The sequence below is a fragment of the Gemmatimonadota bacterium genome (genome assembly GCA_039715185.1).
In the GTDB taxonomy this organism is placed as follows: domain Bacteria; phylum Gemmatimonadota; class Gemmatimonadetes; order Longimicrobiales; family RSA9; genus DATHRK01.
The window spans coordinates 1-21,912 of the sequence record JBDLIA010000009.1 but is presented as its reverse complement, the minus strand read 5'-3'; the positions used below and the strand labels follow the sequence as shown (position 1 = coordinate 21,912).

Here is a 21,912-nt window from a genome sequence, read left to right as displayed (position 1 = left end):
TAACGGAAGTTGCGTGTGCACCGAAGCGTGCGAAGCACCCGCGAAGCAAGGCGCCGCGACGAAGCGTAGCCGTAGCTACGGTGAGGAGCGGCAACGATGCCCTCGCGGGCTGCAGCGCGCGCTGAATGCCATCGAAACTTCTGTAACGGTACACTAGACGAGGATGCCGCGCTCGCTCTCCTCCACGAACGCCAGGAACGTGTCCAATTCCGGCGACGCCGGTAGTTCGTCCCGAACCCGCTCCACCGCCTGTGACACGTTGAGCTGGGAATGGAAGAAGATGCGATAGGCCCGCTTGAGCCGGGCGCGCACGTCGTCGGAGAAGCCGGCACGCTGCAGGCCGACACTGTTGAGCCCGTAGAGCTGCATGGGGTTGCCGGCCGCCTTCACGTACGGCGGCACGTCCTTGGGCACCCGGGATGCGCCGCCGATGAATGCGTATTCGCCGATGCGCACGAACTGATGGATCGCCGTCAGGCCGCCTACAATGGCGTGATCGCCAATGATCACGTGGCCCGCCATGTTCACGGCGTTCGACAGCACGACGTGGTCTCCCACAACGCAGTCATGCGCGACGTGCACGTAGGCCATGAGGAGCGAGTCGTGCCCCACCTCGGTGATGCCACGCGCGGCCGTGCCGCGGTTAAGCGTCGCGTACTCCCGGATGACGGTGCGGTCACCCACCACGAGCGACGTAGCTTCGCCGTGATACTTGAGATCCTGGGGGTCCGTCCCGAGTACGGCGCCTTTGGCCAGCGTGCAGTCCGCTCCCACGACGGTGTCGCGCTCGATCAGGACGTGGGGGCCGACGGCCGTTCGCTCGCCGATCTCGACATCGGGGCCCACGATGCTGTACGCCCCTATCGATACGCCCGCGCCGAGCTTTGCGGCCGGGTCCAGGATCGCCGTCTCGTGGACGCGCGTTTCCCGTCCGATTTGGGTCTTCAGCATGCTCCCCTCCCCCATGCTAGCTAGCGGTCCATGATGCGGGCCATCATCTCCGCCTCGGCCACCGGTTGGCCGTCGACCGAAGCGGTCCCACGCATCCGACAAACCTGCCTCCTGAGGTGCAGCATTTCCAGTTCGAACCGCAACTGGTCGCCCGGACGGACCGGGCGCCGCCACTTCACTTTGTCGAGCGACATGAAGTAAACGATCTTGTCGTCCGGATCGTCCACGGAGTCCATCAGCAGAAGGCCCCCGCACTGGGCCATCGCCTCTATGATCAGGACTCCGGGCATGACCGCGTGACCGGGGAAGTGCCCCTGGAAGAACGGCTCGTTGATGGTCACGTTCTTGATGCCCACGACGCGCTTCTCTCGCTCGAACTCCAGGATCCGGTCTACCAGCAGCATCGGGTAGCGGTGCGGCAGCACCTCCATGATTCGCTGGATGTCGATGTCGTGCCGACTGGCCGCGTGCGAGGTCCGTATCGCCCTGGCCAGCGCGAGATTGCCCGCGTGGCTCGGTCTGTCGGCCATGATGTGCGCCTCGACGCGCGCGCCCAGGAGGGCCAGGTCCCCCACGACGTCGCCGATCTTGTGACGCACGAACTCGTCGGGGAAGCGAAGCTCGCCCGAGGCCAGTCCCTCATCGTCCAGGACGATGGCGTTCTCGAGCGTCGCGCCCAGCGCCAGCCCGCGCGCGCGCAGCTCCTCGGCCTCCCGCAGGAAGCCGAACGTGCGCGCCGGCGCGACCTCCTCTTCGAAGCCCTCCGGGTCGACGTCGAACGAAGCGAACTGGCGGCGCACCAGCGGGTGATCGAACTCGATTCCCGCCGATACCCGCAGCCTGTCCGCTGGCATGCCGACGTACGCGGCGCCGGCGGGTCCCGCGGCGGTTACGTTGCCGCTCAGGCGGATGACCCGCGCTGCTTCATCCAGCTCGCGCGCGCCCGCACCGGCCAGGACGCGCAGGAATGGCTCGAAGCTGCCGTCCGCTATCGGCACCTCGGGACCGTCGATCTCCACCACCATGTTGTCGACGCGCAGGGCCATGGCGGCGGCGAGCAGGTGCTCGACCGTGTGCACCACGGCCTCGCCCTCGCCTAGGGTGGTGCCCCGGTCGGTGGAGGTGACGTGCTCCAGGTCGGCCACCACGTCGGGTGCGGAGTCGAGGTCGGTGCGCCGGAACCGCAGTCCTTGCCCGGGCTCCGCGGGGAGGAAGCGCAGCCGCGCGGCCTCTCCGGTGTGCAAGCCGACGCCTTCGAACGTCGCCTCGGACCCCAGCGTCGTCTGCCGGACGCTCACTCGCCGCCTCCCGTTGAATCCCGCTCCAACCTGCGCACGCGCTTCAGCAGGTCGGAGACCCTGCCCAGCGCCGCTTGTAGCCGCAGAGACTCCTTGTGAGGCCGCGCGGGGTAGCCACTGTAGGTGGCGCCCGCCGGCACGTCCCCGAACACGCCGGCCTGAGCGGCGATGGTGGCGCCGTCGCCGATCTCCAGGTGGCCGGGTATGCCCGCCTGACCGGCGAGCGTGACGCCGCGGCCCACTTTCGTGCTGCCCGCGATGCCCACCTGCGCCACGACCACCGAATGATCCCCGATCGTCACGTTGTGCGCGATATGCACCAGGTTGTCGATCTTCACGCCGTTCCCGATCCGGGTCACCCCGATCGAACCTCTATCGATGGTGGTGTTGGCACCGATTTCCACGTCCGCGCCGATCCGGCACCCTCCCACCTGCGGAATCTTCCGCAAGCCGCCCTCGTCCTGGGCGTATCCAAACCCGTCGACCCCCAGTCGACAGCCCGCGTGCACTATCGAGCGCGGGCCGATCTCCACTCCCGGGTACAGCGTGACGTGTCCATGAAGCGTCACGTCCTCCGCCAGCACCGCGCCCTCCCCCACCACGCAGTGGGGGCCGATAGAAGCCCGCTCGCCCACGCGCACATCCCGACCCACAACCGCGTACGCGCCCACGGACGCGTCTGCGCCGAGGCGCACGCCGTCTCCCAGATCCGCCGTCCGGTGCACGCCTCGAGCCGGCGGGGCCTCGGGATACAGCATGCCGAGCACCGTCGCGAGGGCCTGATGAACATCCGGGACCACGATGCGCGGTCCCGGAAACGGCGTGTCGTCGAGCTGTGCGCCGACGAGAATCACGCCGGCTCGAGACTGGGAAACGTACCGGCGGTATTTTCGGTGGGCAAGGAACGCCAAATCGGCGTCGCATGCCGATTCCAGCGGTGCGACGCCGAGGATCTCCGGATCGCCGTCACCGTGGAGTTGCCCCCCGACGGCGACGGCGATGTCCGACGCCTTCAACGGGTCGGAAGCCGGCTCTGGGGAGCCGGGCGACACCTACGGTTGGCCCGCGGAACCAGCGCGGAGCCGAGTAAGCACCTGGTCTGTGAGATCCAACGACGGGTCTGCCGCCACCACGGCTCCCGCCGCGGCGTCGAAGATGAAGGCGTAGCCCTCGGTTTGCTGGATTTCGCTCAGTACCGTCTGAATGCGTGCCATGATCGGCTCGACCAGCTCGGTCTGCCGCTGCGCGGCCGTGAGCTCGAGCTGCTGGGCGCGCTGCTGATACTGTGACTGCTTGTCGCGAATGGCGTCCTGGCGCTGGCGGCGCGCGTCCGGCGACAACGTCACTTGCTGACGCTCGTAGTCATCGAACAACGTCTGAAGCTCCGTTTCGAGGGTCTTCAGCTCGTTCTGGAACGCCTGGATCTCGCGCTCGAAGGTCGCCTGGGCTTCCGCGGCACCGGGCGCCTCGGCGATCACCCGCCGGGTGTCCACGTATGCGAACTTCTGGGGGCCCTGGGCGCCGAGCGGCGTCGCGATCGCGGCCGCGAGCAAGGTCAGCGCGAGGGGATTCATCCTACGCATGGCTGTCTTCCTGTTTGCCGATCAAGGCGCGCACAGCACGCGCGTCCGTTTGGTACTGGCCACGCCGGGCCGACCCGGCCTATCTCAGGTTGCCGAGCTTGAAGTGTAGCTGCCACCCGGGCACCGTCCTGTCGAACCCGTACGCATAGTCCAGGCCGATGGGGCCGAACGGAGTGACCACCGACAGGCCGACTCCGGCGCCCCGGAACAGCCGGGACGGTTCTATCTGCCCGGGCTCCCGCCACAAGTTCCCGGCGTCGTAGAATGCAGACGCCGATATGTTGTCGTTGAAGCGGATCGCGTACTGCCCACTGATCTTGACGTAGGCGTCCCCGAAGCGGTCCTGCAGCTCGATCAGCCCAGAGTTGCGCGAGAAGTACCCGAGAGGGGTGACGGTGTTCTCCTCGTACCCGCGCAGCGCGGTGCCGAACTGGGTTCCCCCCATCCAGAACCGTTCGAAGGGAAAACGGCTGGCGTTACCGAACAACACGCCGCCCTCCACGGCCAGTCCGAGCGCGAAGCGGATGGGGCGTTCTCCGGGCGCCGATCCGCCGATCTGAGCGACCGGCACCCACCAGTCTCCCTTGGCCGTGTATTTCTGGAACTCGCCGGACCCGCGGAAGGGCCCGCCGGTGAACTCCAGGTCGATGCGTTGCTCCGACCCCGACGTGGGGAACAGGGGGTGATTCAGCGTGTTGCGGTTGAGGCCGAGCGATACGGTGCTCTGCGTGCCATCCGGCAGCGAGAACAGTGTCTCGGCTTCACCCGATCGCTGATCGTACGTCGTTTTCTGCAGCGAGTAACCCGCGAAGACCCGCGTCCAACGATCCCAGGGGAACGGAACGCCGAACCGAAGCGATCCTCCGAAACGCCTTACGCTGCCCTCGCGAAACGTGAAGAATCGGTTCTGCGTGTTGAAGAACGACACCGAACCGCTGATCCTGGTGGCTCGAACCGCGGGGTCAGTATAGCTGGCCTCGAAGTTGTTCGAGAAGCGCCCGAACTCCCAGCGCAGATGCCCCACCTTGGCCTGTCCGAACAGGTTGGGCTGGTCGTAACCGAGAAACCCGGAAACTCCGGATACGCCGCCGAGCGCCGTGCCGAAATTGAACGACCCGGTTTGTTTCTCGTCCACGTGGAAGGTGATGTCGATGTCGCCGGTCTCGGGATCGGGCTCGATGTCCGGCGGCGCCAGCGGAGCCTCGAAGAATCCGAGGGCGGAGATGCTCTCCATGCTGCGGATGAGCGCCTCCTCGTTGTAAACGTCCCCGGGCAGCACGAGCACCCGTTCGCGGACGACCTTCTCGTGGGTGTAGGAGTTGCCGGCGATGCGCACGCGGTTCACGTACGCGGGATTGTTCTCGACGATCTCCCATGCGAGAGACACGGCCGGTTGGCCGTCCTCCAACTGGGTCCGCTCGACGATGGGGTTCACCTGCGAATAGATGTAGCCCTGGTTGCGGTAGAGCTGCCACACCTCTTCGGTCGCAACGTCGAACGCCAGACGGTCGAAGACGGGGTTGGCTTCCTCACCTATGTCCCCGCCTCCCAGGCCGAGGGTGCTGAGCAGCCCTCCCCGCCGCCGGGTGAAGTAGATCTTGAGGTCCTCGGTCGGGAAGCGCCGATTCCCCCGGATCTCGAAGTCCGCGACGCGGTAGGCCACGCCCTCCTCGACGCGCACGAGGACGCGGGCCTTCCCGGTGACGGGATCGACCTCCAGCGAGTCTCCCACGACCCGCATGTCTATGTAGCCGCGCTGCGCATAAAAGCTGGGCAGTCGGTCGCGCACGTCCTGTCGGAACCGGTCCTCGTCGTATTTGCCGTCGCGGAACCAGAAGAAGCCCTCTTTCTTGGTGCCTAGGGCCCCTCGCAGCTCCTCCTGGTCGAACACCTCGTTGCCCTCGAAGACGACCTCGGCGATGGCCACCCGACTCCCTTCGCGCACGCGGAAGATGAGACGGTTCTCGCCCGGCCTCTCCTCGATCGGCACCAGCTCGTGATCGACGCTCCTGACGCGAATACCCTTGTCGGCCAGGCCGACACGGATGAAGTCCTCGGCCAACGCCGCCCGCCCCGGGTTGTACGGCCCCCTCCCGCGAATTCCGAGGGTGTCACGCACGCTGGAGGCGCTGAGGTTCTCCAATCCCTCGAAGAGAACCTGCACGACGAACGGGTGCTCGGTGACGTCGATGAACAGGTGGACCCGATCGGTTTCCGCGCCCTCTACGGACAACGCCGAAAACTGGACGTCCGCGTACAGATTGGAGCTCCACAGGCGCTGGATGGCCCGTTGGATCGCCCGGTAGGAGACCTCCTGGCCGGCGGCGAGACCGGAAGCGGCGATGATCGTCTCGGTCGCCAGGCGCTCGGATCCGCGAACCGTGATGGTCTCGATGTGGACCTGGACCAAGCCCGGCGGCTGATTGCCCTGCGCCTGGGCGCTTACGCCGCCCCCCGATAGCAGCGCCATGCTCACGAGTAGGGCGCCGCGGACGGCGGCCCCGCTGGTGTGTCGCGCGGCCGGGGGAGAACCGGGAGCCGCCATCACCTCAGGTGCGACTCGAGGAGGGCACCCGGAAGGCCAGCGCGTCGCCATCGTCCGAGATGTCGACCTCGACCTCGTCGCCCGCCGAGTACTCGCTCATGAGGATCTTCTCCGAGAGCGGGTCCTCGAGGTGACGCTGGATGGCCCGGCGCAGCGGCCGCGCGCCGAAGGTCTGGTCGTACCCGCGCTCGACGAGGAAGTCGACGGCCTCTTCCGTCAACGTGAGGCTCAACGCCTCGTCCTGGAGCCGGGTCCGAACCTCGTCCAGCATGATGTGCACGATCTGGCCGATCTGCTCCCGGCTGAGCGGGTGGAAGACGATGGCGTCGTCGACACGGTTCAGGAATTCCGGATTGAAGGCCCGCTCGATCTCCTCCTTGACCTTCTCCTGCATGATCTCGTACGAACCCGCCGAGGAATCGGACTGGAAGCCCAGCGTGCCACCCTTGCTGATGTCTCGGGCGCCCAGGTTGGACGTCATGATGATGACGGTGTTCTTGAAGTCGATGACGCGGCCGTAGTTGTCCGTGAGATGGCCCTCGTCCAGCACCTGCAACAGGATATTGAACACGTCCGGGTGCGCCTTCTCGATCTCGTCCAGAAGGACCACCGAATACGGCTTGCGGCGCACGGCCTTGGTCAACGCCCCGGAGTCTTCGTAACCGACGTATCCCGGGGGCGCCCCGATCAGTCGTGACACCGAGAACTTCTCCATGTACTCGCTCATGTCCACGCGGATGAGCGCGTCGCGGTCGGCGAACAGGAACTCCGCCAGCGCGCGCGCCAGCTCCGTCTTGCCGACGCCCGTGGGGCCGCTGAAGATGAAGCTGCCGATGGGGCGCCGCGGATCCTTGAGCCCTGCTCGGCTGCGCCGAATGGACCTGCTGATCGCGCGAATCGCCTCCTCCTGCCCCACGATCCGCTCGTGGAGTTCTTCTTCCATGCGGACCAGCCGCTCGGACTCCGCTTCCTGCAACCGGGTCACCGGCACGCCCGTCCAGCGGCTGACGATGAACGCGACATCCTCCTCGGAGATGACGGGGCGGTGCGTGCGCCGCTCTTCCTCCCAGGTCTCCTGCTCGCTGCGCATGCGGTCCTGGAGATCTTTTTCCTTGTCGCGTAGCTCGGCGGCCTTCTCGAAATCCTGATCCCGGATGGCCTCGTCCTTGGACTCGGCGAGGGTCTCCATCTCCTGCTTCAGCTCGGCGACCTCGGGGGGCGGTACCTGCGTGGCGAGCCGCGCCCTCGCGCCGGCCTCATCGATGACGTCAATCGCCTTGTCCGGAAGAAAACGGTCGGTGATGTAGCGTTCCGACAGCTTGGCGGCGGCGGCCAGCGACTCGTCCGGAACCACGACCTTGTGGTGGTCCTCGTAGTGCTTTCGCAGTCCCTTCAGGATCTCCAGCGTCTGGTCGATCGAGGGCGGGTCGACGATCACCGTCTGGAAACGGCGTTCCAGCGCGCCGTCCTTTTCGATGTACTTGCGATACTCATTCAGCGTGGAAGCGCCCACGCACTGTAGCTCCCCGCGCGCGAGCGCCGGCTTGAGCATGTTGGACGCGTCGATGGCGCCCTCCGCGGCCCCCGCTCCGACCAGCGTGTGCAACTCATCGATGAAGAGAATCACGCCCTGGTTCTGGGCGATCTCGTTCATGATCGCCTTCAGCCGCTCTTCGAACTGGCCGCGGTACTTCGTCCCCGCTATCACGGCGGCCATGTCGAGCGCCAGGACGCGGTGGTCGGACAGGCTATCGGCGACTTCTCCGCGCGAGATGAGCTGCGCCAGCCCTTCCACGATGGCGGTCTTGCCGACGCCCGGCTCGCCGATCAGCACCGGGTTGTTCTTCTTGCGGCGCGAGAGCACTTCGGTCACCCGCTCGATTTCGGGCTCGCGGCCGATCGTCGGGTCCAGCTCGCCCTTGCGGGCCAGCTCGGTCAGGTCCCGGCAGAAGTGGTCGAGCGCCGGGGTCTTGGACTTCTTGTCGGTCTTGGAGGGCGCGCTGGACTGACCGGCGCCCGCGCCGGCCCCCGCGGGCGTGGCGTCGAGATCGCTGCCCAGAAGCTTCTGCGTCTGCGCCCGCGCCTCTTCGAGCGTAACGCCCAGGGCGTTGAGCACCTGCGCCGCGATGCCGCGTTCCTCGCGGAGCAATCCCAGCAGGAGATGCTCCGTGCCGACGTATGAATGGCTGAGCTCCCGTGCCTCGGCCATCGCGTACTCCAGGACCTTCTTGGCCCGGGAGGTATAGGGGAGCTCCCCCAACGCGATGGTCGCCTTGCCCTTGCGGACCTCACCCTCGACGCGCTCGTGCACCTGGTCGAGATCCACGTTGAGGTTCATGAGGACAGCGGCCGCGACGCCCTCGCCCTCGCGAATCAGGCCGAGGAGTATGTGCTCCGTGCCGACGTAGTCGTGCTGCAGACGGATCGCCTCTTCGCGGGCCATCGCCAGCACCTTCCGCACTCGATCCGTGAAGTTGTAATTCATGCCCTGGTCCCCGAACCCCGAGATGCCCCCTATCCCTTCCGCTTACGCATCCGTTTCCGCTTCCGCGCGGGGTCGACCGCCCGTCCCCAGCGCCTTTCGTACGAAGGCTGCCCGGTGGATCTCCCCCTCGCCCTCCGCGAGCCGTCTACCGGCTGCCTGCTCGAGATGCGCCGCCTGGGAGTAGATCATCACCGTGTTAAGCGAAGATACCCGAACGTCCGGTATCAGTTTCAGCCCGACGCCCAGGCGGACCGCGCTCAGCAGGTTCATGACCTCGTCGAAGGACAATGTGCGGGCGTGGGTCAGCAAACCGAACGCGCGCCAGATCTTGTCCTCGATCACCGCCGAGGCATCCCTGAGCAGGACGCCCCTGGCCTGCATCTCGTACTGGATGACCTGACCCACTATGCGGTCCAGGTGGTCGATCAGGTCCTCTTCGCTCTTGCCCAGCGTCGTCTGGTTGGAGATCTGGAAGAAATTCCCGATCACCTCCGAGCCCTCACCGTACAATCCCCTGAAGGTCAATCCGACCTGGTTGATGCCCTGCAACACCTTGCCGATTTCCTTCGTCAGCACGAGCCCGGGAAGGTGCACCAGGAGGGACGCGCGTAGCCCGGTCCCCACGTTGGTCGGGCAACTGGTCAGGAATCCGAATTCGGGGTGGAAGGCGAACGCCAGGCGGGCGCCCAACTCCTCATCCAGGCGCTCCACCTCCTGGTAGGCCTCCTGCAAGCGCAGCCCCGAGCGCAGCGCCTGCAAGCGCAGGTGGTCTTCCTCGTTCACCATGGCGCCCAATTCGCCACCGCCGCGCATGTAGAGCCCCGCGCCCACCGGCGCGTGCTCCTCGGCCACGCCGCCCGCCAGCTCGCGCGAAATCAGGTGGCGCTCCAGCAGCACCCTGCGCGTGATCGCGGGCACGGCTGACAGCTCTATGGCCGCCCCTCCCTTCAGGAGCTCGCTCGCGTCCGCGGCGGCGCCGATCTGCTCCCAGACTCTGCGCCTCTCGTCCTCGCCGAGCCGCGTTGGGAACGCGTGGGCCTGGAGGTTGCGGGCGAGCCGCACGCGCGTGGACAGCACGACGTCGGAGTGCGGGCCGCTGCCGTCGAGCCAGTCCAGGCCGACATCGCCGAGCTTGGTCACGGGTTTCATGTCACGCGCTCTCCATGGCACGGATCTGATCGCGGATCTGGGCGGCGCGCTCGAAGTCCTCGCTGTCCACCGCCCGGGTGAGCCTGCGCTTCAGACCGTTCAGGCGCTCGTCCCGGTTGGCCGCGGTGGCGTCGTCGGGAGGCAGGTAGACTTTGCCCACGTGCTGCGTGCCCGCGTGCAGCCGCCTCATCAGGTTTTTGAGGTGAGCCTCGAACGCCACGTAGCACTGCGAGCACCCCAGCCGGCCCGTCTTCTTGAATCCGTCTATCGACAGCCCACAGTACGGACACTCGGCCTCCTGCGGGGCGGCCGCCTCCCCCTCGCTCCCCATCTGCGCCAGGAAAGCCGCCAGCGGGGCGTTCACGGTCTCGTCCGCCTCGGGATCGATCCCCTTTTCGGCCGCGCACGCCTCGCACAGGTGGAAGCTGCTCATCTCGTTGTTCTCGATGTGCGTGAGATGAATCACGGCCTCCTGGTCTCCGCAGTGATCGCAACGCATCTCTATGCGTCCTGCCGGGATGGGTAGAAGCTCGCCAACTGACCCTCCCGCACCTGGAGTACCCGGTCGGCGCGGTCGGCCAGCTCGCGGTTGTGGGTCGCGAGCACGAGCGCCACGCCGTGCGCCTCCTTCAACTGGAAGAAGAGGTCGTGGAGCGTCTCGCTCGTGTGCGTATCCAGGTTACCCGTCGGCTCGTCGGCGATCAGGAGTACAGGCGCGTTAGCCAGCGCTCGGGCCACGGCCACGCGCTGCTGCTCGCCTCCGCTGAGCTGCGCCGGCCTGTGCTCGGTGCGTTCCCCCAGGCCGACCTGCCCGAGCAGCTCGTCCGCGCGCCGGTACGCGGTGGAGCGATCGACGCCCCCGATCAGCATCGGTAGCGCGACGTTCTCGAGCGCCGAGAATTCGCGCAGCAGATGGTGGAACTGGAAGACGAACCCGATGCGCGCGTTGCGCACGCGCGCGAGGTCTTCATCGGGGAGCAGGCCGAGCGATCGTCCCTCCAGGCTGACAGCCCCCGACGTGGGGCGGTCGAGCCCGCCCAGCAGGTGCAGCAGCGTGGATTTGCCCGCCCCGCTCGCGCCGACGATCGCCACCGCCTCGCCTCGGGCCACGGTCAGATCGACTCCGGTCAGCACCTCCAGCTCGGAGCCGTCCCCGCCCACGTAGACCTTGCGCAGTCGGCGCGCCTCCAGCACCGCCTGGCCGGGCTGCGTGGCGACCCCGTCGTCTCCCCAGCCGGTCGCGTCGGGGGCGCCGCCGAAGGTCCGGGGCTCAGTCATGACGGATTGCCTCCACCGGCATCAGCCGCGACGCCCGCTGCGCGGGCAGGATCGTGGCGGCGAAGGCGATGAGGATGCTGAGCCCCACTATCCAGCCGACGTCCAGAACATCGAGCGCCACGGGGAGCGTGCTGATGCCGTACACCTCCCCGGGCAGCGTGATGAGCTCGTAGCGAGCCTGCACCCAGATGAGGACCAGTCCCCCCATGGTGCCGAGGAAGGTGCCGATGGCGCCGATCGCGAGGCCCTGGAGCAGGAAGATCCGCAGCACGCCACCGCGCGTCATGCCCATGGACTTCAGGATGCCGATCTCCCTGGTCTTGTCGGTCACCACCATGATCAACGTGCTGATGATGTTGAACGCGGCGACCAGCACGATCAGCGACAGGATCAGCCCCATGCCGAGCTTCTCGAGCTTAAGCGCGCTGAAGAGCGAGTTGTTCAGCGTCATCCAGTCGTTCGTGTAGTACGGAAAGCTCAGCCGGGAGTTGATCGAGTCCCCCACTTCGCGCGCCAGGAACGGGTCCTCCACGGCGAGCGCGAGCCCGCCCACATCGTCCTCGAAGTCCAGCAGCGAGACGACCGCGGCCAGGTCCGCGTACAGATGCCCCGAGTCGTACTCGAAGTGCCCGGTGACGAACGTGCCGGTGACCTCGAAATAGCCGGTCGCCGGAATCGCATCGCCCAGCGGAGAGGCCTTCAGATTCTCCGGCGCGAGCACCGTGACCTCATCGCCCGGAAGGATACCCAACCGATCCGCCAGCCTGCGCCCGATGAGCACCCCGGGGAGCCCCGACTCGGTGGGCCCGAGAGATAGGGCGCCGGAGCGGATCTGGCGCACGATCTCGTTGACCGGCACGCCCCTCCCCGCGGCGTCCATTCCCCACAGGGTACCGAACTGCACGTACTCGCCGGTGGGTGTAACGCCCACCTGGGTCATGACGAACGGCTGCGCGCCGATCACGCCGGGGACGTCCTCCACTTCCTCGAGAACGTCCCGCCAGCCGGTCATGCGGAAGCCCTGGCCGTTCTGGAAAACGTAGACGTGGGGGTTGGCGCCGAGGATCTTCGCCTGGAGGTCCCTCTGCATGCCGGTCATCATGCCGATGACCGTGATGAGCGCCGCAACGCCGACCGCTACCCCGCCCACCGCGATCAGCGTGATCAGCGACAGGAACCGGCCCTTCCTGCGCGAGGCCAGATAGCGCCGTGCCACGTACCACTCTGCCGCCGGCACGCTACTCCGGCCTCAACTGGGGGAACAGGATCACGTCCCGGATCGATGCCTGGTCGGTCAAGATCATCATGAGTCGGTCGATGCCGATGCCGCACCCGCCTGTCGGCGGTAGCCCATATTCCAGCGCTCGCAGGTAGTCCTCGTCCAGAGCGTGCGCCCCCTCGTCTCCTTCTTCCCTGTAACGCGCCTGCGCCTCGAATCGCTCCCGCTGATCGAAGGGGTCGTTCAGCTCGCTGAAGGCGTTGGCGATCTCCATGCCGGCGACGACCAGCTCGAAGCGCTCGGCCAACTCGGGCTCGCCGCGCTTCGGCTTGGCGAGCGGAGACAGCTCCCGCGGCTGATCCAGCACGAACGTCGGCTGCACCAGCCCCGGCTCGACCAGCGCGCCGAACAGCCCGTCCAGCAGCTGCGGTCGCGTCAGGTCGGCGACGTCGTCGCTCGTCGCCATCCGCAGCCGCTCGCGCAGCTCGTCGTCGGTCGCGCCCGCGGGATCGAACCCCGCCGCCGCCGCCAGGGCGTCCATGAACCGGATCCGTTCGAACGGCGCGGAGAAGTCGATGTCAGTACCCTGGAAGACCACGGTGGAGCCTTCGGAGGTCACGACCCGCGCCGCGGCGCTGATCATCTCCTCGACGCGCCCCATCATCGTGCCGTAGTCGGCGAACGCCTCGTAGAACTCCAGCATCGTGAATTCCGGGGAGTGCGTCCGGTCGATGCCTTCGTTGCGGAAGTCCTTCCCCACCTCGTAGACGCGCTCCAGACCGCCCACGATGAGCCTCTTCAGGTATAGCTCGTCCGCGATCCGCAGGTAGAGCGGCACGTCCAACGCGCGATGGTGCGTCTTGAAGGGCTGCGCCATGGCGCCGCCGTACAGCGGCTGCAGGACGGGCGTCTCGACCTCCACATACCCTTGCTCGTCCAGGTACTGGCGCAGCGCCCGAACCACGTCCGCGCGGCGCACGAAAAGGGTGCGGACGTCCTCGTTCACGGCCAGGTCGGCGTAGCGCTGCCGGTAGCGCTGCTCCACGTCCGCAAACCCTCCGTGCACGACCCGCGCGCCGTCGTCCTTTTCGGTCTTCCCGAAGGGGAGCGGACGGATCGACTTCGCGAGGAGAGTGATGGAGCTCACGCGGACGCTGACCTCACCCATCCTGGTGCGCATCAGGCGCCCGGACGCGCCCACCCAGTCGCCCAGGTCCAGAAGCTCCAGCAGCTCGTAGCCCGTCCCGAGGTCGTTCTGACGCAGGAAGAGCTGGATGCGCCCGGACCGGTCCTGCAGATCGGCAAAGGTGGCCTTGCCGTGCCCCCGCAGCGAGGCAAGGCGTCCGGCCAGGCGCACTTCCTCTCCCACGCCGTCGGCGTCGAGACCGCCCTCGGCCTCCGCGCTCTCGAAGGAGGTGCGGGCGTCGGCCACCGACCGGTCCGGATCGAACGAATACGGATAGGGCTCGACCCCCGCCTCACGGAGGCGAGCCAGCTTGGCCACGCGCGCCTCGCGCAAGCCGGGCGCCGAGGGCCCCGGAGCGCCGTCTCCGGCCTCCCCGTGCCTCACGCGCCGTGCGCCCCCCCGCGGCGCTTCAAGTAGGCCTCGATGAAGGGGTCCAGGTCTCCATTCATGATCCGCTGCACGTCTCCTATCTTCAGCTCCGTGCGGTGATCGGTCACCATCGTGTACGGCTGAAAGACGTAAGAGCGGATCTGGTTGCCCCACGCGATGTCGGTCTTTTCGGCCTCGAGCACCTGTCGCTCCGCCTCCCGCTCTTCCAGCTCCCGTTGATAGAGCGCCGCCTTGAGCATCTTCATGGCGGTGGCCCTGTTCTTGTGCTGGCTGCGCTCCTGCTGGCACGACACCACCACGCCGGTCGGCTGGTGCGTGATGCGCACGGCCGAGCTGGTCTTGTTCACGTGCTGCCCGCCGGCGCCGGACGCGCGATAGGTGTCCACGCGCAGGTCCTTCTCATCGATCTCGATGTCGATGTCGTCGTCGACCACCGGGTACACGAAGACGCTGGCGAAGGAAGTGTGACGCCGCCCCTGGCTGTCGAACGGCGAGATCCTGACGAGCCGGTGGACCCCCTTCTCCGCTTTCAGATATCCGTACGCGTGGTCTCCGCGCACCTCCAGAGTGGCGCTCTTGATACCCGCCTCCTCTCCCTCCAGCAGGTCCAACAACTCCACCTGTCGGCCGCGCGCCTCGGCCCAGCGCGAGTACATGCGCAGCAGCATTTCCGCCCAGTCCTGGGACTCGGTGCCGCCGGCGCCGGGGTGGATCGTGACGATGGCGTCGCGGGCGTCGTCCGGCCCGCGTAGCATGTTGCGCAATTCCAGCGCTTCCACCGCTTCGCCGAGCCGGCCCACCTCGGTCAGCCACTCCTCTTCCAGCGCCTCGTCTGGCTCGAGCTGCAGCAGCTCCTCGATCTCCGCGAGCTCCTCGCCTTTGTCGGCGAGTTGCTGCCACGGGTCGAGCCAGGACTTGAGCCGGCGCACGTCGGCGATAACCGCCTGCGCCGCGTCCCCGTCGTCCCAGAAGCCCGGCGACGCCATCCTTTCCTCCAACCGCTGCACCTCGGTCCGCTTTACCGAGACGTCAAAGAAACCCTCCGAGCTCGCCGATCCGCTCCCGGAGGTCGGTAAGGTCCGCGCTCTGATCGGTGCTCATTGTCTGTCCATTACGGGTTCATGCGCAGAGGGGCCGCCCTACCAGGGCGACCCCCCGGAGGAAGTCCGATTGTCGCCAGCCGGAACGATAACACCGGCTCCTAGTGTGCAACGGTACACTAACACCTTCCAGGGCGCGCTCGGCCCTCAGAATACCGGCTCACCCTGGGCCAGAATGTCGTTCAGAGCGTCGCGGAAGAAGGGCGTTTGTTTGGCGAAATCGACCCCGACCTGCTCCACGTACTCCTCCCAGCTCTTGAGGATGTCCTCTCGGAAGTCCGTGCGCAGACTTCCCTCGGTGCGGCTGGCGTCCACGTCGCGGTCGGTGTAGGCGATGATATCCGACACCAGGGCGCGGGCGATGCGGAGCGCGCGCGTATCGGGATCCTGGGCGCCGAACATGGGCTTCGTCTCCGCCGGAGCCGGAGCCGGGGCCGCGGTCGGCGTCTCGGCCGAGGCCTGCACCGTGCCGTCCCGGGCCAGGTCGAAAATGGCCTCACAGCGGCCGCAGCGGGTCCGCACGCCGGCCTCCGGGACCCGTTCGGGGTCCACGCGGTACACGGCTTCACAACTGGGACAAGTGACGTTCATCGTCTCGCTCTCAGTGCCTTGCGGCGCTCAACGGAGCCTCACGGGCCAACGCCGAATCCCCCGCCTCGTCGTTCTTCCAAGGGCGGCTCGGTACGTTCGTCATTGCGCCGGTCGACGGCGAACACGGAACCGGGCAACGTCTTCGCGTAGGCCTTCATCTCGGAGGCCAACTCCCCGACACGCGCCGTATGGCTGAACACGCGCTTGTCGTTCGTGACGACACCGATGGACAGCGACATGAGCGGTACCCTATACACGTTGCCTCGGCGGTCCTTGCCGAGGAAGTAGCGCCGCTCGCGATCGTCCTCCGAGTAGTTGAACGGCATCAACTCGTCGAAGATCTCTATGATCTCCTCGCAGCATTCGACGGCTCGCTCCAGCGGTACCACGAAGATGTAGTCGTCCCCGCCGATGTGTCCGATGAACCCGCTCGGCGCGTGCGCCCGGACCACGTCACGCAGGATGCGCGAGACGATGAGGATGACCCTATCGCCCTCCGTGTAGCCGTAGCGATCGTTGAACTCCTTGAAATGATCGATGTCGGCGTAGCACACCGCGAACCGCTCGCCACGTTTCATGCGGTCGCCGATGGCTCGCTCGATCTGGACGGTGCCGGGGAGTCGCGTGGTCGGGTGCACGCTCACATCGCGGTCCGCGCGCTGCAGCGCCAGCTCCATGCGGATGCGCTGCTCGTCCTCGGGCATGTCGGGGCCGAACACCTCGGCCGCTCCCGCCCGCAGACCATCCAACGCCACCTCGGCGCTCGACGACGTCGCGTAGAGGATGACGGGAATGATGGCGCTGTAGGGCTCGCGCTTGAGGGCGACGCACAGGTCGCGGGCCGCGGCGCTCTCGCCTTGGTCGAGAACGACCCCGACGGGCATGCTGCGATTCACGATATCCATTACAGCCGCGGGGCCGTCGACCCGGAGCACGCGCAGGCCGCGGGCCTCGGCCAGGGCCCGCACGGCGGCGGGCACCTCTCGGGCCTGGGATGACTGGTAGACGATGCTCGAGTTGGCAGTCATGCCGGTTCGGCTCTGCCACCCAGCCGCGGCGCGCCCTCGCTCACAGAGGCTTCGCCTCGTCGATCAGCATGATGGGGATGTCGTCGCGCACCTCGTAGACCAGCGCGCACGCGTGGCACACGAGGTTTTCAGTCTCTCCCTCCGCCCTGTGCTCCAGAGGCCCCTTGCACTTCGGGCAGACGAGAATGTCCAGCAGGTCTCGGTCAAGCACCCTTCCGCCTCCCTTCCCTTGTCTCTTACCGTTGCCCCGGTGGCGCGTGCCCGAGGCGGTTGAGCGCGGTTTCCCGCTTGCGCCAGCGTGGCAGGACCTTGGTCCAGAGGTCAAGGTACACACGCTCGCCCACGAACGCTTGGATCTTACGCCGCGCGGCCGTCCCCAGGTCGCGGATCCCGGCTCCCTTGGCGCCGATGAGAATCTGCTTCTGCGTCTCTCTCTCCACGTAGATGGTCGCCCGAATGTAGAGCGGGTCGGTGCCTTCGCGGTACTCCTCCACCTGCACCGCCACGCTGTACGGAATCTCCTGGTGGTAGCGCTCGAAGACGGTCTCGCGGATCAGCTCCTCCACGAAGAACCGCATGGGCTGTACCGCGATCTCATCTTCGGGATACAGAAAGGGCGATGCGGGCAAACCCTCCGCTATGCGCCTCTCCAGCTCGGGCAAGCCGTTGCCGCGGGTCGCCGAAACGACGACGGCGTCGCTCCCGGCGCGCTCGCCCACCCACTCGGCGAGCCTCGCGACATCCGCGGGAGAGGCCACGTCGCTCTTGTTGACCACGCCGATGACGCGCTCGGGGCGCGCCAGCACCTGGTCGAGAGACTCGGTTGGCGGCAGCGTCTGCGCCGGGCGCGTGGCGTCCAGGATGAGGACGATGACGTCCGCGTCGCGGAGGCTCGCGAGCGCCTCGCCGAGCATAGCCTCGTGCAGCAGGTAGCGCGGCTCCAGCAGCCCCGGAGTATCCACGAACACAGCCTGGAACGCCGGCCGGGTGAGGATGCCGGTCACGCGCTGGCGGGTCGTCTGCTCCTTGGCGGTCGTGATGCTGAGCTTTTCGCCCAGCAGCGCGTTCATCAGGGTGGACTTGCCCACGTTGGGAATGCCGACCAGCGCGACGTGACCAGCGCGGGTGGGAGCTCGGTCGGTGGATTCAGGCATACGGAAGAGTAGCCGCGACGGCCTCCGGGGCGCCAAGCGCGGTGGGCGCTGGACGGTGCAGACGAACGAGCCCCGGCGGAGCGAGCGTGCTCCGCGCGGGGTCCGTGAGAAAGCTAGTGCCCCGACTAGGAATCGAACCTAGAACCTTGGGATTAAGAGTCCCCTGCTCTGCCAGTTAAGCTATCGGGGCGGGCACGTTGCGCGTGCCGTTTCCGGCACGTCTCTCAGGGTGGGCGACCGGAATCGAACCGGCGACCTCCAGGACCACAACCTGGCGCTCTAACCGACTGAGCTACGCCCACCATGTGTCCCGCGCAGCGGGGCCAGAGTCGCGCTTCCCTCGCGCTCCCTTCGTCCTGCCGCGGCCCGCCAAGTCAAAGGATGCGCCCGATAGGATTTGAACCTATGACCCGCGGCTTAGAAGGCCGCTGCTCTATCCAGGCTGAGCTACGGGCGCGAGCACCTCCGACGACCGCCTTTGCCATACGACGGCCCAACGGAAGCCCTTCACCATAAGGCTTTCTCCAAGGCTGTCAAGGGATTTCGCTGGGCCTGGCCGGCGGCCTTGCGCCCGGCGCGAACCCGGCCACTGCCGTCGCGCTACTCGAGGATGTAGGCGATCGCCTCGGCGGCCTCCTCGAGCGTCTCCACGGCGAGCGACACGAGCGCGTCGAGTTCCTTCAGCGCGTGCACGTGCTCCTGCGCTCTTACGAGCAGAACGGGCAGCCCTGCGGCGAGCGCCCAGCCCGCGTCGGCCGCCGTGTTCCACTGCTTGTACGTGGGCCCGAAGTAGGCGACCACGAGGTCCGCGCGTCCCAGCAGCACCCGCGTTCGAAGCGTATTGACGCGCGCTCCTTCGATGTCTCGAGAGCGCGGATTCGCCTGCTCCCCGAGGATCGCCTCGCCGATGTCGTCCGAGCGCTCGTGGTCCTCCTGCGGACCGACGACGTCGGCGTCGACCCCGCGCTCCTCGAGCGCCGCCCGCAACTCGTCGCGCCAGTCGGAATGGATTTCGCCGGCTGCGTAGATGGTAAGGTCGATCATGCTGTCCCGTTTCTCACTCGGCTCGCTCAGTGCGCACGCAGGATGGGCTCACCAGGTATGCGGCGCGGAGTCCATCTCAAGTCGGGGCGGCCGGATTCGAACCGGCGACCCCCTGCTCCCAAAGCAGATTTTCCTAGGTTTACCACACCCCCACAAAAGGGCAGTAAGCTACCGTCTGTAGCGCTTTTGCCAGCTTTTGTTGTGCCCGACCCTTACCTGGTTTTACATTCATTTTGCGCACTCACCGCGCACTCGAACGACTAGCTGCTCTCCCGACAGGAGGCGCCCCGTGGGCCTCACAAAGCGCGGCATCCAAGCCCTTGAGTATGACCCCGCCGGCCCAGCCCAGCAAATCGCCTACGACGGACAGATTCCCGGCTTCGGGCTGCGCGTGTATCCCACCGGCCGCAAGGCGTTCGTCCTACGCTACCGCACCCCCTCCGGTCGCACCCGGCTGCTGACGCTCGGCAAGTACGGTGTCCTGACGCTCGACCAAGCGCGCGCCCGCGCGCGGAAGGCGCTGGTGGAGGTCGGCGACGGCGGCGACCCCGTGGCAGCCCTCCGCGGGCCGAAGCCGGACGACGTGCGCGCGTTCGCCGAGCGCTACATCAGCGAGCACGCGAAGCCGCACCGGCCAGGCTCGTGGAGGGAGGATAGGCGTCGGCTGGAGAAGCATCTCATTCCCGCCATCGGCCACCTGCGTCTGGCGGACGTGACGCGAACGGACCTAGCCGCCCTCCACGCGCGCATCGGTGCACGCACCCCGGTAGAGGCCAACCGCGTGCTGCAGGTCGCGCGAGCGATGTTCAGCAAGGCGATCGCGTGGGGCGAGCTCCCCGAAGGCCGCGCCAACCCCGCCACACTCGACCGCCACGGCTCGCGCGGAGTGAAGGCGTTCAAGGAAAGGAACCGCGAGCGCTACGTCACGCCGAAGGAGATGCCGCGCCTGATGGAGGCGATCGACGCCGAGCCGAACATCTACATCAAGGCGGCTCTGCGCCTGTTCCTGCTGACGGGCCTACGGCGCTCCGAACTGCTCCGCTCCGAGTGGTCGGACATCGACCTGGAGGCCCGGCGCTGGCGCGTGGTGCGGAAGGGCGGCGATGTCGATTCGGTCTACCTCTCGGCGCCCGCGGTGGAGATCCTCGAGCAACTCCCCCGCCAGGCCGGAAACCCGCACGTCTTTCCGGGCCGCAGCCGCGGGTCCGCCCTCACGTCGATAGACAAGAGCTGGCGCCGCGTCCGCGCGGAGGCGGGATGCGAGGACGTGACCCTGCACGACCTCCGCAGGACCGTGGGCTCCTGGATGGCGACGGCTGGGGTCAGCCTCCAGGTCATCGGACAGGTGCTCGGGCACGCACCCGGCGACGTGGCCGCAACCGCGATCTACGCGCGCCTGGCGCAGGACGCTTCACGCGAAGCGCTCGAACAACATGGCGCCCGTCTTATGGCGGTCGTGAACGGGGCGGGAGCATGAACCGCCGTCCTCACTGGCTGCAGCCTCTCCCGCCTGACGACGCGGAGGAGGCCCTGCGCAACATCCTCGCGGGGTGGACGGAGGGCGCCGAGGAGGCCATAGCGTTTGTCAGGGACCAGGAGCAGCGCGGAATGCCGGAGAATCCGGAGGACGAGCGCTACAGCCAGCGGAAGCGGGCGGAAGAGCACCTTCTGACCGCGCCCGTCCTCCTCCGGCTGGCGCGAGCGGGTGACGCGTGGAATGCGGCCCGCTACGCCCTGTGGATCGGGCTCCAGAATGGCATCGACCAGTCACACCCGCATCTCTACCACGCCAAGCGGGCACTACGGCTGGAGCGGCCCTTGGCCGAGAAGGAACGACAGCAGCAGAAGCATCGAGCGGCAGGAGGCTTCGCGAGCCGAAAGGGTCCGCCTGCGGACGCATTGGCCGACGAGGTTGAGGTCATGCATTGGCGGCACCCCGCTCTCAGCTGGACAGCCGTTTGTAGACGCGTCGGGAAGCGTTACGGCCTCTCGGTCCGTTCGGTCCAGAACAAGGTGCGTGCCGCACGCCCGGGGCTGTCCTGGTCGATCCGTTAGCCCAAACCGAGATAGAAGACACAAAAAAACTAGGCAAGCCAGAGCAATTGCCGACCACCGTGCATTACCGTGCGACAGTGACCGTAGCTCATTGCCGCAGGAGAAAGCACGATGACCGCTGCAACCACCATCCTCGTTGACGAGCGCGACGCAGCCGCAGCGCTCGGCCTCCAACCCCGAACGCTGGCCGTCTGGCGGAGCCGCGGCGACGGGCCGCCCCACGTCCGCATCTCTTCGCGCTGCGTCCGATACCGCGTCGCGGACCTCGAGGCGTGGGCCGCCGAGCGCGTACGCACCAGCACGGCCGATCCAGGCCCGAGGGCGGCGTGAACCAGGCAGCGGCCGAGGCGCTCGCCTCTGTCGTGGACTGCGCGCTCCTGCTCGAGGAGTACGCCCGCCATAACCCCCTGGCGGCCGCCGAGCCGAACCTGGCCGACCGCGAAGAGCTACACCTGCTCAACGCGCGTTGGCTGTCCCGGCGCCTCTACGGCCTCGCCTCCACGGCCCTCCACGAGCTGGCAGAGTGAGCGTCACCACCGGCGGCACCCCGACCCACCTGCGCGTGGTGCGCGCCGAGGAGCCCATCTCCGACGTTATCCGCTCCTGCGGGGGCGGCACGCTTGGAGCCGACCCGCCGAGCGAGGCGGTGCTCGCGTTCCTGAACCGCCTGAAGGCTGCCCTCGCGGCCGAAGACGACCCCGCGCGGCGTGTCCTGCTGGAGTGCGCCGCCGCGGACGTGCTCGCGCCTACTCAGGGCAAGGCGGACGCGCGGCGGCTGGCTGCCAGCGTGCGGCCGAAGACCTACGACAAGCCCGAGCGCGGCGGGGGCAGCCGCCCCAACCTTCGCGACACGGTA

At 67.4% G+C, this 21,912-nt stretch carries 22 protein-coding genes and 4 tRNA genes; 5 read left to right on the top strand and 21 right to left on the bottom strand.

What is annotated here, in order from left to right; genetic code table 11:
* Positions 1 to 153: 153 nt before the first annotated feature.
* From lpxA to ABFS34_03040, 21 genes are all read right to left on the bottom strand, one after another.
* Positions 154 to 951 (bottom strand): acyl-ACP--UDP-N-acetylglucosamine O-acyltransferase, encoded by a 798-nt coding sequence (lpxA, locus tag ABFS34_03140; protein ID MEN8374421.1) that lies wholly within the window; start codon positions 949 to 951, stop codon positions 154 to 156.
* Positions 952 to 971: 20 nt separating this feature from the next.
* Positions 972 to 2,249 carry a bifunctional UDP-3-O-[3-hydroxymyristoyl] N-acetylglucosamine deacetylase/3-hydroxyacyl-ACP dehydratase gene (locus ABFS34_03135; protein ID MEN8374420.1) on the bottom strand — a complete coding sequence of 426 codons (1,278 nt, stop codon included), beginning with the start codon at positions 2,247 to 2,249 and terminating at the stop codon, positions 972 to 974.
* Entirely contained in the window at positions 2,246 to 3,301 is a 1,056-nt protein-coding gene (gene lpxD / locus ABFS34_03130) for a UDP-3-O-(3-hydroxymyristoyl)glucosamine N-acyltransferase (GenBank protein MEN8374419.1), read from the bottom strand. The genes ABFS34_03135 and lpxD overlap by 4 nt, the downstream gene beginning before the upstream one ends.
* Positions 3,302 to 3,832, bottom strand: a complete 531-nt coding sequence (locus ABFS34_03125) for an OmpH family outer membrane protein (protein MEN8374418.1) — start codon at positions 3,830 to 3,832, stop codon at positions 3,302 to 3,304.
* A gap of 79 nt (positions 3,833 to 3,911) precedes the next feature.
* The gene (gene bamA, locus ABFS34_03120; GenBank protein MEN8374417.1) at positions 3,912 to 6,302 is read right to left on the bottom strand and encodes an outer membrane protein assembly factor BamA; all 2,391 of its coding nucleotides are present in this window, start codon (positions 6,300 to 6,302) and stop codon (positions 3,912 to 3,914) included.
* 79 nt (positions 6,303 to 6,381) lie between these two features.
* A complete protein-coding gene (locus ABFS34_03115; protein ID MEN8374416.1) occupies positions 6,382 to 8,862 on the bottom strand; it encodes an ATP-dependent Clp protease ATP-binding subunit in 2,481 nt (826 codons plus the stop codon).
* A 42-nt stretch (positions 8,863 to 8,904) separates the two neighbouring features.
* Entirely contained in the window at positions 8,905 to 10,011 is a 1,107-nt protein-coding gene (locus tag ABFS34_03110; GenBank protein ID MEN8374415.1) for a protein arginine kinase, read from the bottom strand.
* 1 nt (position 10,012) lies between these two features.
* A complete protein-coding gene (locus ABFS34_03105) occupies positions 10,013 to 10,477 on the bottom strand; it encodes a UvrB/UvrC motif-containing protein (protein ID MEN8374414.1) in 465 nt (154 codons plus the stop codon).
* Between the two features lie 35 nt (positions 10,478 to 10,512).
* Complete coding sequence (locus tag ABFS34_03100; protein MEN8374413.1) at positions 10,513 to 11,289, bottom strand: ABC transporter ATP-binding protein; 777 nt, start codon at positions 11,287 to 11,289, stop codon at positions 10,513 to 10,515.
* On the bottom strand, positions 11,282 to 12,526 hold the full coding sequence (locus ABFS34_03095) for an FtsX-like permease family protein (protein MEN8374412.1): 1,245 nt from the start codon (positions 12,524 to 12,526) through the stop codon (positions 11,282 to 11,284). Before ABFS34_03095 ends, ABFS34_03100 begins: the two co-directional genes overlap by 8 nt.
* Before the next feature lies 1 nt (position 12,527).
* Positions 12,528 to 14,078 (bottom strand): lysine--tRNA ligase, encoded by a 1,551-nt coding sequence (gene lysS / locus ABFS34_03090; GenBank protein MEN8374411.1) that lies wholly within the window; start codon positions 14,076 to 14,078, stop codon positions 12,528 to 12,530.
* Positions 14,075 to 15,185 (bottom strand): peptide chain release factor 2 gene (gene prfB, locus ABFS34_03085; GenBank protein MEN8374410.1). Its coding sequence is split into 2 segments (ribosomal slippage): positions 14,075 to 15,115 and positions 15,117 to 15,185, totalling 1,110 coding nucleotides; the frame shifts between segments, so codons are not numbered across the junction. The genes lysS and prfB overlap by 4 nt, the downstream gene beginning before the upstream one ends.
* Before the next feature lie 146 nt (positions 15,186 to 15,331).
* The gene (locus ABFS34_03080; protein MEN8374409.1) at positions 15,332 to 15,775 is read right to left on the bottom strand and encodes a zinc-ribbon domain-containing protein; all 444 of its coding nucleotides are present in this window, start codon (positions 15,773 to 15,775) and stop codon (positions 15,332 to 15,334) included.
* Positions 15,776 to 15,813: 38 nt separating this feature from the next.
* Positions 15,814 to 16,803: a diguanylate cyclase gene (locus tag ABFS34_03075; protein MEN8374408.1), complete on the bottom strand. Its 990-nt coding sequence runs from the start codon at positions 16,801 to 16,803 to the stop codon at positions 15,814 to 15,816.
* A 40-nt stretch (positions 16,804 to 16,843) separates the two neighbouring features.
* On the bottom strand, positions 16,844 to 17,014 hold the full coding sequence (locus ABFS34_03070) for a Trm112 family protein (protein ID MEN8374407.1): 171 nt from the start codon (positions 17,012 to 17,014) through the stop codon (positions 16,844 to 16,846).
* Positions 17,015 to 17,039: 25 nt separating this feature from the next.
* Positions 17,040 to 17,957 (bottom strand): GTPase Era, encoded by a 918-nt coding sequence (gene era / locus ABFS34_03065; GenBank protein MEN8374406.1) that lies wholly within the window; start codon positions 17,955 to 17,957, stop codon positions 17,040 to 17,042.
* A 117-nt stretch (positions 17,958 to 18,074) separates the two neighbouring features.
* Positions 18,075 to 18,147, bottom strand: a tRNA-Lys gene (locus tag ABFS34_03060).
* 38 nt (positions 18,148 to 18,185) lie between these two features.
* Positions 18,186 to 18,259: transfer RNA gene (locus ABFS34_03055), tRNA-His, on the bottom strand.
* Positions 18,260 to 18,339: 80 nt separating this feature from the next.
* A tRNA-Arg gene (locus ABFS34_03050) sits at positions 18,340 to 18,414 on the bottom strand.
* A gap of 143 nt (positions 18,415 to 18,557) precedes the next feature.
* Positions 18,558 to 19,001 carry a YtoQ family protein gene (locus tag ABFS34_03045; GenBank protein ID MEN8374405.1) on the bottom strand — a complete coding sequence of 148 codons (444 nt, stop codon included), beginning with the start codon at positions 18,999 to 19,001 and terminating at the stop codon, positions 18,558 to 18,560.
* Positions 19,002 to 19,082: 81 nt separating this feature from the next.
* Positions 19,083 to 19,153 (bottom strand) — tRNA-OTHER (locus tag ABFS34_03040).
* A 137-nt stretch (positions 19,154 to 19,290) separates the two neighbouring features.
* On the opposite strand from ABFS34_03040, the gene ABFS34_03035 reads away from it, so the two are divergent.
* From ABFS34_03035 to ABFS34_03015, 5 genes are all read left to right on the top strand, one after another.
* Positions 19,291 to 20,478 (top strand): tyrosine-type recombinase/integrase, encoded by a 1,188-nt coding sequence (locus tag ABFS34_03035; GenBank protein MEN8374404.1) that lies wholly within the window; start codon positions 19,291 to 19,293, stop codon positions 20,476 to 20,478.
* A complete protein-coding gene (locus ABFS34_03030; protein MEN8374403.1) occupies positions 20,475 to 21,056 on the top strand; it encodes a hypothetical protein in 582 nt (193 codons plus the stop codon). The genes ABFS34_03035 and ABFS34_03030 overlap by 4 nt, the downstream gene beginning before the upstream one ends.
* Before the next feature lie 111 nt (positions 21,057 to 21,167).
* Entirely contained in the window at positions 21,168 to 21,386 is a 219-nt protein-coding gene (locus tag ABFS34_03025) for a helix-turn-helix domain-containing protein (GenBank protein MEN8374402.1), read from the top strand.
* Positions 21,383 to 21,583, top strand: a complete 201-nt coding sequence (locus ABFS34_03020) for a hypothetical protein (protein MEN8374401.1) — start codon at positions 21,383 to 21,385, stop codon at positions 21,581 to 21,583. Before ABFS34_03025 ends, ABFS34_03020 begins: the two co-directional genes overlap by 4 nt.
* Positions 21,580 to 21,912 (top strand): hypothetical protein (locus ABFS34_03015; GenBank protein ID MEN8374400.1); only part of this gene is annotated, 333 nt, incomplete at its 3' end. The genes ABFS34_03020 and ABFS34_03015, both read left to right, overlap by 4 nt.

Bases quoted from the DNA above. Each gene is read 5' to 3' on its own strand.
- lpxA (MEN8374421.1), bottom strand. From the start codon at position 951: ATGCTGAAGACCCAAATCGGACGGGAAACGCGCGTCCACGAGACGGCG.
- ABFS34_03125 (MEN8374418.1), bottom strand. From the start codon at position 3,832: ATGCGTAGGATGAATCCCCTCGCGCTGACCTTGCTCGCGGCCGCGATC.
- bamA (MEN8374417.1), bottom strand. From the start codon at position 6,302: ATGGCGCTGCTATCGGGGGGCGGCGTAAGCGCCCAGGCGCAGGGCAAT.
- ABFS34_03115 (MEN8374416.1), bottom strand. From the start codon at position 8,862: ATGAATTACAACTTCACGGATCGAGTGCGGAAGGTGCTGGCGATGGCC.
- ABFS34_03110 (MEN8374415.1), bottom strand. From the start codon at position 10,011: ATGAAACCCGTGACCAAGCTCGGCGATGTCGGCCTGGACTGGCTCGAC.
- ABFS34_03100 (MEN8374413.1), bottom strand. From the start codon at position 11,289: ATGACTGAGCCCCGGACCTTCGGCGGCGCCCCCGACGCGACCGGCTGG.
- ABFS34_03080 (MEN8374409.1), bottom strand. From the start codon at position 15,775: ATGAACGTCACTTGTCCCAGTTGTGAAGCCGTGTACCGCGTGGACCCC.
- ABFS34_03075 (MEN8374408.1), bottom strand. From the start codon at position 16,803: ATGACTGCCAACTCGAGCATCGTCTACCAGTCATCCCAGGCCCGAGAG.
- era (MEN8374406.1), bottom strand. From the start codon at position 17,957: ATGCCTGAATCCACCGACCGAGCTCCCACCCGCGCTGGTCACGTCGCG.
- ABFS34_03045 (MEN8374405.1), bottom strand. From the start codon at position 19,001: ATGATCGACCTTACCATCTACGCAGCCGGCGAAATCCATTCCGACTGG.
- ABFS34_03030 (MEN8374403.1), top strand. From the start codon at position 20,475: ATGAACCGCCGTCCTCACTGGCTGCAGCCTCTCCCGCCTGACGACGCG.
- ABFS34_03025 (MEN8374402.1), top strand. From the start codon at position 21,168: ATGACCGCTGCAACCACCATCCTCGTTGACGAGCGCGACGCAGCCGCA.